The organism is Pseudomonas sp. P5_109, assembly GCF_034009455.1.
Taxonomy (GTDB): domain Bacteria; phylum Pseudomonadota; class Gammaproteobacteria; order Pseudomonadales; family Pseudomonadaceae; genus Aquipseudomonas.
This window is the reverse complement of the sequence record NZ_CP125380.1, coordinates 3,629,064-3,640,744: the sequence shown is the minus strand read 5'-3', so window position 1 is coordinate 3,640,744 and position 11,681 is coordinate 3,629,064. Positions and strand designations below refer to the sequence as shown.

Here is an 11,681-nt window from a genome sequence, read left to right as displayed (position 1 = left end):
GTCAGCCACCTGCGCTGTGCCGGTTTCGTCACCGCCGATGCCCAAACCCATCAAGCCATGACGCCTCGGATAGACCACGCTGACCGGTCTTTCCAAGGAGATGACCATGATCCGACTGACCCTGATCGAAGCCCGCGAGTTGGCCGAATCGATCCTGTTGCACAACGGTTTTAATCTGGCCCATGCACAAGCGGTGGCGGCGACGGTGGTTGTCGGCGAGCGTGATGGCTGTGCCTCCCACGGTTTGTACCGGATTCTGGGGTGTGTGAATTCCCTGCGGGCCGGCAAGGTGTCAGCCGATGCCGAGCCACAGGTGATCGACCAGGCGCCGTCGATTGTGCGGGTGGATGCTGGCGGTGGCTTTTCGCAGTTGGCGTTTCAGGCTGGATTGCCGTTGTTGGCGCACAAAGCCCGGGCCAACGGCATTGCGGCGTTGGCAATCAACCGCTGTGTCCATTTCTCGGCGCTGTGGGTGGAGATCGAGCAGTTGACGGCTGCCGGCCTGGTGGCACTGGCGTGTAATCCGAGCCACGCCTGGGTGGCGCCGGCGGGAGGACGACTGCCGGTGTTCGGTACCAATCCCATTGCCTTCGGTTGGCCGCGTGCGGGGCAGGATCCGTTTGTGTTCGACTTCGCCACCAGCGCGATTGCCCGTGGCGAGATCGAACTGCACCGGCGTGCTGGCAAGGCGATTCCCGAAGGTTGGGGCGTGGACGCCCAGGGCCGGCCGAGCACCGACGCCAACGTGGTGCTCGACAGCGGCGCGATGCTGACGTTCGGCGGGCACAAGGGTTCGGCGCTGGCCGCGATGGTGGAATTGATCGCCGGGCCGCTGATCGGTGACCTGACCAGTGCCGAGTCGTTGGCTTACGACGGGGGCAGCAAGTCGTCGCCGTACCATGGCGAGTTGATCATCGCCCTGGACCCTCGGCGCTTTCTCGGGGACGCCACAGAAGAACATCTGGCCCGGGCCGAAGCCTTGTTCCAGGGCATTGAGGGGCAGGGGGCGCGCTTGCCGTCGCAACGACGTTACGCGGCGCGGGTACGCAGCCTGGTGGAAGGCGTGCAAATTCCCGAGGCGCTGTACAACGACCTCAAGGCCTTGCTCGCCTGATTCAGTAGGAGCGAGCTTGCTCGCGAAAAACGCAAGGACAACGTTTCCATTCAGGCAACACGCGTTATCGTTGACGTCCATCGCGAGCAAGCTCGCTCCTACAGGGATTTACTCAGGCCACAGAATCGGCCCGGCGTGGGCTGGTCGGGGCTGGGTCCAGTGCAGCAATCCGCGCCTGCGACTCGGCATCCACCTGGCGCAACGACTTGCCACGGGTCTCGCGGGTCAGGCCGACAGCCACCACGGATATCAGCGCGGCGCCTACCAGATACCAGGCGATCGGAGTCGAGCTGTGGTACTTGTTGAGCAAGGTGATGGCGATCAGCGGTGCCAGGGAACCGGCGAAGATCGGCGCCACCTGGTAGCACAGGGACAGAGCGGTGTAGCGTACGTGGGTCGGGAACAGTTCAGCCATCAGCGCCGAGTAGGGCGCATAAGTCATCGACTCGATGGCCAGGCCCAGGGTGATGGCGGCCATGATCAGCCAGTTGTTGCCGGTGTCCATCATCGGGAAACCGATGAACCCCCAGAACGCTGTCAGCACCGCGCCGGTCAGGTACACCGGCTTGCGCCCGATGATGTCCGACAGATAGCCCATCAACGGGATCAGGAAAAAGTGCACCAGGTGCGCGCCGAACATCAGCAGCAGAATTTGCGACGTGTCCTTGTGCACCACCAGTTTCAGATAAGTAATCGAGAACGTCACCACGGTGTAGTAGAGGATGTTCTCGGCAAAGCGTGCGCCGATTCCCACCAGCACCGAACGCCAGTGATGACGCAGCACCTCCACCACACCGAGCTGTTGCTGTTTGGTCTGTGCCTGACGGGCCTGGGCTTCCTTGAAGATCGGCGCGTCGTCTACGCTGGTGCGAATCCAGTAACCGATCAACACGACTACCGCCGAGAACCAGAACGCCACGCGCCAGCCCCAGGCAAGGAACTGCTGCTCTGACAGGTTCGACGACAACAGCAGCAGGGCGACCGTGGCCACCAGGTTGCCGGCCGGCACCCCGGCTTGCGGCCAACTGGCCCAGAAGCCCCGACGATTGTCCGGGCAGTGTTCGGACACCAGTAGAATCGCGCCGCCCCATTCGCCACCGAAAGCGAAGCCCTGGATCAACCGCAACAGCACCAGTAGCACCGGCGCTGCATAACCGATCTGGTCGAAGCCAGGCAGGCAACCCATCAGGAAGGTGGTGATGCCGACCACTACCAGGCTCAGTTGCAGCAGGCGCTTGCGGCCGAATTTGTCACCGTAGTGACCGAATACCAAACCGCCCAACGGCCGGGCGAGAAAGCCGACCGCGTACAAGGCGAAGGCGGCGATGATGCCGTCGATGGGGCTGTCGGTCTGGCGGAAGAACAGCTGGCCGAAAACCAATGCCGAGGCGGTGCCGTAGAGAAAGAACTCATACCATTCAGCGACGGTGCCAGCCATGGCGGCGGCCACTACGCGTTTGAGTCCCGAGGGTGTGGTTGCGCTTTGCGTGTGTTGAGGATTCGACATGCTGACGTACCTTGTTAAGGCGCAGAAAAATGGGCAGCCGGGCCGGTAAGGGCCTGCCCGGCAATCACTCAGAGACCGACGTCCGGCAGTTCCGGGCGGTTGGCCAACGCCTTGGCCATGATCTGCTCGACGAATACGCGGTCGGCTTCCGGCAGGGCCAGGCGTGGCGGACGGGTCAAGGCGCTGCCGCGACCGGCAATGGCTTCACACAGCTTGATGCACTGCACCAGGTCGGCACGGGCATCGAGGTGCAGGATCGGCATCAGCCATTCGTAGATCGGCATGGCTTCGGCGAAACGACCGGCCTTGGCCAGGCGGAAGATGGTTTCGCCTTCTTTCGGGAATACGTTCGACATGCCCGAGACCCAGCCTTCGGCACCCACGGCGATGCTTTCCAGCACCACGTCGTCGAGGCCGGCGAACAACACGAAACGGTCACCGACTTCGTTGCGCACGTCAATGAAGCGACGGGTGTCGCCGGAGGAATCCTTGAAGCACACCACGTTGTCGCAGTCGGCCAGGGAAATCAGGATGTCCGGGGTGACGTCGTTTTTATAGATAGGCGGGTTGTTGTAGACCATCAGCGGCACGTCGGCGTTTTTCGCCACGTAGCGGTAATGCTCGGCGGTCTCGAACGGCTTGGAACCGTAGACCAGCGCCGGCATCAGCATCACGCCATCGACGCCGACCCGGCGTACGGCATTGGCGACCTTGGCCGCTTGCAGGCTGGTAAACTCGGCCACGCCGCAAATCACCGGTACGCGACCACGGGCGGCATCGACAGCGACCTCGGTCACGGCGATTTTCTCTTCGGCGCTCAGCGAGGTGTTTTCACCCACCGAGCCGCAGACCACCAGGCCTGACACGCCGTCGCGGATCACGTTGGAAATCACCTGATGGGTTTTTTCCAGGTTGATGGAAAAGTCATCGTTGAATTGAGTGGTCACCGCTGGGAAGACGCCACTCCAGTTAATGCGCTTGCTCATTGTTGTCTCCGCTTGGTTAATAGTATTTCGTATACGCTGTTAAAAATGACAATGCTCGACCAGTGCTTGTTTTGCTTTTCAGGGGGTTTTACTGGCCGTTGACATGGGGGTTCAGGGATGGCGTGATCAGGCACCGGGCCAAGTGTCGGACAGGCGATAGCCTTGTGGCCACGGATCGCTTGGGTCGAGCAGCAATTGATGGGTGCCGGTGATCCACGCCCGGCCGGAAATGCACGGGTAAATCGCGGCGCGGCCGGCGACTTCGGTCAGCGAATCAATGCGGCAGTGGAACTCGGAGCCGATAATCGAACGGCCGACAAAGCGCTCGCCAACCTGCATCAAGCCTTTGGCCTGCAACACCGCCATGCGCGCCGAGCAACCCGTGCCGGTGGGGGATCGGTCGATCTTGCCCGGTTGAATCACCACCGCATTGGCGCCGGTGGCGATGCCGTTCTCATGGACGATGGGCGCGGCGATCTGGCAGAAGGAAATGTGCGACCACTCGGGATTCAGCGGATGCACGAAGCCCAGTTGTTCGTTGGCCGCTCGAGTGATTTTCAGCCCGACCGCGACCAGATCGGCCGCTTCATCCGGGCGGATGGAGAAACCCAGGCCTTTGGCATCGGCAATCACGAAACTGTCGCCACCATAGGCGGTGTCAACCTGCAGCGAGCCGATGCCTTCGACTTCAATCCACGCATCCAGTCGATCAGCGAAGGACGGCACGTTTTTCACTTCCACCCGTTGCACCTTGCCATCCCGGCAGTCGGCCACGGCTTCGATCAGGCCACCGGGCGCTTCCAGCACCAGGCGGGTTTGCGGCTCGGTCATGGGCAGGATGCCGCTGTCGAGCAATACCGTGGCGACGCACAACGAGTTGGAGCCGGACATCGGCGGGGTGTCAGCCGGTTCCATGATGATCCAGGCCATCTGCGCACGTGGGTCCTTGGCCGGAACCAGCAGGTTGACGTGGCGGAACACGCCGCCGCGGGGTTCGTTGAGGACGAAGTTGCGCAGGGTTTCGTCCCGGGCGATCCAGCGCGACTGCTCCCACACGGTGGCGCCGGGCGGCGGGGCGACGCCGCCGACGATCACATCGCCGACTTCGCCTTCGGCGTGGCAGCTGACTACATGAATGACTTTTGAAGAACGCATGGTTTGCTCCTTGTGTTGTCTGTCAGGACCTCGATCACTGTAGGAGCTGGCTTGCCAGCGATGGACGTCAACGATGACGCGTGCATGCTGGATAAACGCGTCGTCCTTACAACCTTCGCTGGCAAGCCAGCTCCTACAGGATTGCTTTGGCCTTGGGTTATTTCACAGATTTCAGAAACGCCGCCGTCTCCGCATGCAGCGGATTACCAATGACTTGGTCAGGCGTCCCGATCTCATGCACCAGGCCATTGCGGAAAAACGCCACACGGTCGGACACGTCCCGGGCAAAGCGGATTTCGTGGGTCACCAAGACCATGGTCATGCCGTCTTCGGCGAGCATGCGCATGGTGTCCAGCACTTCACCGACCAACTGCGGGTCGAGGGCCGAGGTGGCTTCGTCAAACAGCATGTAGTCCGGTGACATGGCCAGGGCGCGGGCGATGGCCATGCGTTGTTGCTGTCCACCGGACAGCTTGCCGGGGAAGGTCTTGAGCTTGTCGCCCAGACCGACGTGGGTCAGTTGCTTTACGGCCAGCTCTTCGGCTTCAGCCTTGCTTTTGCCCAGCACTTTGCGCGGCGCGAGCATGACGTTTTCCAGCACCGTCAGGTGCGGGAAGGCATTCCATTGCTGGAACACGATGCCGATTTTCTGCCGCAGGCGATTGAGGTCGGTGGCGCTGTGATGGACCTCGACGCCGTCAACGCGGATGTTGCCTTTCTGGATCGGTTCCAGGCCGTTGATGCACATCAGCAAGGTCGATTTGCCGGAGCCGGAGCCGCCGATGATCGACACCACTTCGCCCTTGTTCACCGTCAAGTTGACGCCCTTGACCACTTCGAGGTTGCCGAAGGATTTATGTACGTTGTCGATCTCAATCATTTTCTTGCCACCTTCTTTCCAGACGAGCGCCCAGGCGTGCGACCACCAGGCTCATGACGTAGTAGATAAGGCCCGCGATGCACAGCACCAGCAACGGTTCCTGGATGCGGGTGACGATGGTTTGCGAGGCGCGCAGCAGTTCGACGATGCCGATCCACATCACCAGCGCGGTGTCTTTCATGACACCGAGCACCAGGTTCAGCCAGCCGGGGAACGCTACCCGGGTGGCCATCGGCAGGACGATCCAGCGCAAGTCCTGCAAGAAGCTCAGCCCCAGCGAACGGCTGGCCCGGCGCACGGTGAACGGCACCGCCAGCACGCCAGCACGCACGATCTCGGTGAAGTACGCCGCGGCGTAAACCCCCAACACAATGCAGCCGACGCTGAAGGCGCTGATGTCCAGGCCGACGATGCTTTTGAGTGAGTTGAACAGCACGAACTGGATCAGCAACGGCACGCTGCGAAACACGTCCAGCACCCAGGCCAACGGCAGGCTCGCCCGTGGCAACAAGGCCCGCAGCAGGCCGAAGAACAACCCGGCCAGGGAGCCGAGGATGATCGACCAGAACGTCAGTTGCATCGTGACCCACGCACCGTTGAGGAGGAACATCAGGTCATTCGAGGAAAAATCGGTGGAAAACATGGACAGCTCCTCAGTAACGGAACAACCGCCAGGCCATCAGCCGGGCTGCCGCGACGATCGCCTTGGCAATCAAGTAATACAGCGCCGCTGCAATGGCGAAATACTCGAAGGTGCGGAAGGTTTTGACGTTGTATTCCTGGGTCACACCGGTCAGGTCATTGTTCAGCCCGACGATCACCCCCAGCGACGTCATCAACACCGCCCAGACCATCTGGTTGGTCAGCGGGTAGAACACGATCCGCAGCAGTTGCGGGACGATGATCATGCGGTAGGCCTGGAAGGCACTCATGCCGAGGGAACGCGCCGCACGCACCTGCGTGTTCGGCACGGCCTTGAGGCCGCCGCGAAAGTTCTCCGCCAGGTACCCGGCATTGTTGAAGGTGATCCCGGCCAGCAGGGCGAACCACGAACTGACGTGCAGGTTCAGCGAGCCGAGGCCGAAGTAGAGGATGTAGATCTGGAACAGCGACGGGGTGTTGCGGGCAATCGATACCCAACCGTTGCCGAACCCGCGCAGCAACGGGTGTTTGGCCTCGCGCATCACCGTCAGGGCCAGGGCGATCAGCACGCCGAATATCATCGACAGCGCGGCGGTTTCGAAGGTGACGATGGCACCGGCAAGCATGTCCGGCAGGGCGCGCAGGGCGGAGCGCCATTGGAAGCTGTAGTCAAACATGCGCAGGGCTCTCCAGTAGGGCAGCAGGTTGTAACCAGGCCGGCAAACGTCCGCTGGCCGTTGCGGTGCAGGCCGCGTCGACGCATTCGGCAAGGCTGGCGAAGTGCACCTTGCGGCCGACCAGGCCCGGTGCGTAGTGGGCGTATTTGCCCGAGTTGGTCATCAGGGTTTCAGCCGCCAGGGGGATGACGGGTTCGCCGAGCATGCACCAGCAGGTATCGGTGACCAGGGTCGCGCCAAACGCTTCGATCACGGCGATGTGCCCGGCCTCGCGGGCCTGCTCCAACACGGCACGCCCGCAGGTGATGGCAAGCACCACCTGCGGGTGTCTGTGTCGTCCCCGGCACAGTCGCGCCAGGTGAGCGAACTCGCTGAGGGAAAAGTGCGGGTTACCCAGCGACACCACATCCACCCGGTGATCGCGAGCACTGTTGAGTTCGCGCCAACTCGACAGCAGGTCCTTCAGGCGGATTTTTTCCACGGCAATGCAAGTGTCCGCATCCAGCACCTGCGCCGGGTCCATGGCCTCCGGGGTGACCCCGGCGATGTGGAACAGTGGCGCCGCAGAGGTGGTGGCGAAGGCCGCGCCAAAGGCTTTGAGGTCGTCCAGGCTCGGCTTGCGTTGTTCCAGTCCCAGCACCAGTGGCACGCGACTGCCGGCCAGGGCACCAACGTGGTAACCGAGCAGCGGGTAGAAGGCATCGTCCAGTTCATCGAGGGCCGGCAACTCGATCTGCAACCGGGCCTTGCGTTGCGCGTCCAGGTGGCAGCCGATCAGCGGGGCGCGACCGGTGAGGGCGATGGCGATGTCCAGGTAATCCGGGTATTTCAGGGTGCGTGCAGCGAGCACGCTGTTGGCGTAGACCACTGCGTTGGATTCCGCCCAGACGATTTGCTCGCCAGCCTTCGGTGCAGTGTCGAGCAGGTAGGGCGCGCAGGTGAAACTGAGCTGTGCGCCCATCGCCATATAGGCATCGCCCAAGGCACTGGCCGGTTCACCCAGTGCCGGGTCGATACCCAGTTCGCGCCAACGGCGCTGGTCGACGGAAATTGAATTGAGGGTGGTGGGCACTCGCACTTTTGCGCCCCATTGCACCAGTTGCTCGGCAAAGCGCAGGCTCGCAGGTCCGGTGTAAATGCAGCCGTCGATGTGTGCTTGAGTGACATCCACCAAGTGCTCGGCACCCTGCAGTTCGGCCATACGCAGGACGATCTGCATGGCCATTTGCGCGGCCTTGCCATGCCGGCCATCGAGCAGCGCCCGATCGTGCTCGGTGAGCCTGATCGAGGCAGTGCTGTCAGTGTTTGCCAATGGGCTGTCGAGCGCCTGCCAGGCGTCGCCCGGCAGGTGATCGAACAGGCTCAGCGTTGTATTTTCGACCCGGGCGAAGGCTTGGCCGCGCAAGGCGGCGAAGGCCTCCCGACCGATGCACAGCACCGGCAGGGAACGGGCAAAAATGGTCTGCGCCACCAACACGCCCAAGGTCAGGATCTCGTCGGCTTCGGCCAGCACCAATGCCTCCGGTGCATGGCCGTTGCTGATCAGCTCCATCAACACGCTGCTGCCGGTGCACGAGCCGCGACCACTGGGAATCGCCAGCACGCGGCCGGCCAGGTGTTGGCCGCTGAGCGGGTGATGGCGGTCGATGACTTCACCCGTGCAGGGATCGACGCCGCCCCAGAAGCTCAAGCCAACATCGGCGAACAGCAAGGCGCCCTGCGCGGCACCCGCGACCAGGCTGCGCCCGGTCAGAGACATTGGCCCAGGCATGCCGGACATCTCAGTAGTAGACCTGAGGCACGGTCAGGTTGGTCGGCGGGATCTCGGTGCCGACCCATTTAACGAACAGCTCCTTGTAGCGACCGGTACGCACCTGTTGGTTGACGAACAGGTTGAGGTAGTTGAGCAGGCCGAACTCGCTGCGCTTGGCACCCAGGGACACGTAGTCGATGACGTACGGGGCGTTACCGGCGACTTTGAGGTTTTTGTATTTGCCCGACTTGAGGGTGGCGGCGGCCACGGTATTGGTGACCACGGTGGCATCGATGTGGCCTTGGGCGATGGCCAGCAGGGTATCGCTCTGCGACTGGTAGGCCCGGAAACTGCCGGAGCCCCAGTTCTTCACGTCTTTCTCCAGGGCGATGGCCTCATAGGTGCCGCTGGTGTTGCCCACTGCCTTGCCCTTGAGGTCGTCGAAGCCGTTGATGCCGGTGTCGTCGCGGGTTAGCACCACCATCTGGAAGGCAAAGTAGGGCACGGTGAGGCCAACGGTCTTGGCGCGTTCGAGGGTGTCGGAGGTGGACGCGACGATCACGTCAGCCCGCCCGGAGACCAGTGCCGGAATGCGATCCGGGAACGGCGTTTCCACCACTTCGGCCTCGACGCCGAGGATCTTCGCCAGGTCGCGGCAATAGTCCACATCGAAGCCGGCCGGCGAGTTGCTGGCATCGCGAAAGCCCATGGGCGGGAAGTCCAGGGTCACGGCGCAGCGCAGCTTGCCCGAACCGATGATGTCGTCGAGCTTGTCGGCCTGGGCTGTGGCGATAAAGGAAGTACTGAGAACAGCGCTGAGGGCTACGGCAAATGCGGGGTTTTTCATAGAGGCCTCGTTGATGTGAAGTGCTGTTGAATATCGTATTGGGGATTTCGTATACGATATTAACAATAGCAATCAACGTGCCCGATTCCAGTACTGACCGTGAATAAATCGTCAGGCCTTGAAGTAGAGGTCTTGCGGGGGAGCAACGGGCGGGAGAGAGGAAGCCTGGGCAAGCGATGGCAGTGTTACAGATGGGAGCAATGGGTGTGTGGGCGCACCTTTAGGGAACACTGGCAGGTGCTCCCACAATTGACCGCGTGCGCCGATCCCCTGTGGGAGCGAGCTTGAACTCGCGATGAGGCCCGGAAGAACACTCTTCATCTCCTGCCTAACGGCACGGCATCCGCAGCGGTCAGTGGGTGTGCGGCAGGTGCTCGAACAGGGTCGTGCAGACGCCGGCAATGTGCTCGTCCAGAAGCTTCACCGCCAGGTCCACATCCCCGGCGCGGCAGGCTGCCAGGATCTCGCGGTGTTCATGATCGGCCCGTTCCTTACCCGCCGACAAGCTCATCTGCATGCGTAGATAACGCTCAAGCTTGTCATTGACCGAACGGATCAGACTCACCAGAAACGGCCGCTGCGCCGGCTCGTACAGGCAGGAATGCAGCTCCCAGTTGAGCACGGCCCAGCGCCCCACGTCGTCCTCGCCGATGAACTCCTGGCAGATGCGCTCGGCACGGGCGAAGGTCTCTTCTGTCATGTTCGGAATGGCCAGGCGCAGAATCTTGTCCTCCAGCAACATCCGCACTTCGAACATCTGCGCCAGTTCCGCATCGGAAACCCGCGTGACCATCGCCCCGCGATTACGCTGGAACATCACCAACCCTTCGGCCTCCAACCGCTTGAGGGCTTCGCGCACCGGGATCTTGCTGACATTGAACTGGCGGGCGATGTCGTCCTGGCGGATCGGCTCATCCTCGGCAAAATGCCCGGCGACAATCGCATCCCGCAGATGGCGGGTGATGATCTCCGACGTCGAAGGCGTGTTACCAAGGTCGGGGGCGTTGAGTTTGGTCAGGTTCACGGCGGCGGTCATTTGGAGTGAGATAGCGCTAGGGTATACGAAATTCTTTTGCTGATCCGCTACAACAAAACGGGCGCCTGTAAAGGCGCCCGTTTTCATTCAGGCCTGCGCCGTCTTCTCAGAGGCTATCCGGATCCCCGAAGAACATCTGAATCCGCGAGCGCAACCAGCGTTCACCCGGATCGTTATCCTGCGACCCGCGCCAGGCCATGTGCAGTTCGAAGCTGCGCACCGGCAACGGCGGATCTTCCGCGCGCACACCGCCGGCGGCGGTCAACGCATCGGCCGTGTAGTCCGGCACCGTAGCCACGATGTCGGTGCCGGCGAGCAGAGTGCTCAGCCCGTTGAACTGCGGCACGGCCAATACGACATGGCGCTTGCGCCCGAGCTTTTCCAGCTCTTCATCAATGAAGCCGCTGAGATCGCCGGCGAACGACACCAGCGCGTGGGGGCGAGCGCAGTAATCATCCAGGCTCAATGGCCCTGGCACGGTGTCGGCGCGCAACAGCTTCGGCTGACTGCGGCGCAGCACCTTGCGCTTGGCATTGGCTGGCAGGTCGGTGGTGTAACTGACGCCGATGGATATCTCGCCGGACGCCAGCAATCCCGGCATCAGGATGTAGTTGACCCGGCGCACCACCAGGACGATCCCCGGCGATTCGGCGCGCAGGCGCTTGAGCAGCATCGGCAGCAAGGCAAACTCGACATCGTCCGAAAGGCCGATGCGGAACACCGCGGTACTTGTGGCAGGATCAAACTCGGCCGCACGGCTGACCGCAGTGGAAATCGAGTCCAGCGCCGGAGAGAGCAGGGCGAAGATCTCGACTGCCCTGGCGGACGGCTCCATGCTGCGGCCGGTACGCACGAACAACGGGTCATCGAACAACCCGCGCAGGCGCGAGAGCGCCGCACTGATGGCTGGCTGGCCGAGGAACAGTTTTTCCGCAGCACGGGTCACGCTGCGTTCGTGCATCAATGTTTCGAATACGATCAACAGGTTCAGGTCGACACGACGCAGGTCATTACGATTCATCTGGAGTCCTGGCAGAGTCAGCAAACTTGACGTGAGCGGCCATATGAGAACAATGGCCAGCAG

At 62.2% G+C, this 11,681-nt stretch carries 11 protein-coding genes; 1 reads left to right on the top strand and 10 read right to left on the bottom strand.

From position 1 onward, the window contains the following. The first annotated feature begins 106 nt into the window (after positions 1–106). Positions 107–1,114, top strand: a complete 1,008-nt coding sequence (locus tag QMK54_RS16310; RefSeq protein ID WP_223588801.1) for an Ldh family oxidoreductase — start codon at positions 107–109, stop codon at positions 1,112–1,114. Between the two features lie 112 nt (positions 1,115–1,226). Here the strand turns inward: QMK54_RS16310 and abaF are convergent, their stop codons facing one another. From abaF to QMK54_RS16260, 10 genes are all read right to left on the bottom strand, one after another. Continuing rightward, a complete protein-coding gene (abaF, locus tag QMK54_RS16305; RefSeq protein ID WP_223588799.1) occupies positions 1,227–2,621 on the bottom strand; it encodes a fosfomycin efflux MFS transporter AbaF in 1,395 nt (464 codons plus the stop codon). A 68-nt stretch (positions 2,622–2,689) separates the two neighbouring features. Beyond that, positions 2,690–3,607, bottom strand: coding sequence for a dihydrodipicolinate synthase family protein (locus QMK54_RS16300; protein ID WP_102701650.1), 918 nt, complete (start codon positions 3,605–3,607; stop codon positions 2,690–2,692). Positions 3,608–3,733: 126 nt separating this feature from the next. Then, on the bottom strand, positions 3,734–4,762 hold the full coding sequence (locus QMK54_RS16295) for a trans-3-hydroxy-L-proline dehydratase (RefSeq protein ID WP_110662499.1): 1,029 nt from the start codon (positions 4,760–4,762) through the stop codon (positions 3,734–3,736). 157 nt (positions 4,763–4,919) lie between these two features. Further along, positions 4,920–5,642 carry an amino acid ABC transporter ATP-binding protein gene (locus QMK54_RS16290; protein ID WP_320400875.1) on the bottom strand — a complete coding sequence of 241 codons (723 nt, stop codon included), beginning with the start codon at positions 5,640–5,642 and terminating at the stop codon, positions 4,920–4,922. Further along, a complete protein-coding gene (locus tag QMK54_RS16285; protein ID WP_110659585.1) occupies positions 5,635–6,285 on the bottom strand; it encodes an amino acid ABC transporter permease in 651 nt (216 codons plus the stop codon). The genes QMK54_RS16290 and QMK54_RS16285 overlap by 8 nt, the downstream gene beginning before the upstream one ends. Positions 6,286–6,295: 10 nt before the next feature. After that, positions 6,296–6,961: an amino acid ABC transporter permease gene (locus QMK54_RS16280; protein ID WP_110659584.1), complete on the bottom strand. Its 666-nt coding sequence runs from the start codon at positions 6,959–6,961 to the stop codon at positions 6,296–6,298. Continuing rightward, positions 6,954–8,732: an aconitase family protein gene (locus QMK54_RS16275; RefSeq protein ID WP_320400874.1), complete on the bottom strand. Its 1,779-nt coding sequence runs from the start codon at positions 8,730–8,732 to the stop codon at positions 6,954–6,956. The genes QMK54_RS16280 and QMK54_RS16275 overlap by 8 nt, the downstream gene beginning before the upstream one ends. Before the next feature lie 10 nt (positions 8,733–8,742). Continuing rightward, entirely contained in the window at positions 8,743–9,561 is an 819-nt protein-coding gene (locus QMK54_RS16270; protein ID WP_110659583.1) for a transporter substrate-binding domain-containing protein, read from the bottom strand. Between the two features lie 352 nt (positions 9,562–9,913). Next, complete coding sequence (locus QMK54_RS16265) at positions 9,914–10,597, bottom strand: GntR family transcriptional regulator (RefSeq protein WP_320400873.1); 684 nt, start codon at positions 10,595–10,597, stop codon at positions 9,914–9,916. 106 nt (positions 10,598–10,703) lie between these two features. Continuing rightward, positions 10,704–11,618, bottom strand: a complete 915-nt coding sequence (locus QMK54_RS16260) for a LysR family transcriptional regulator (protein WP_095942189.1) — start codon at positions 11,616–11,618, stop codon at positions 10,704–10,706. Positions 11,619–11,681 lie beyond the last annotated feature (63 nt).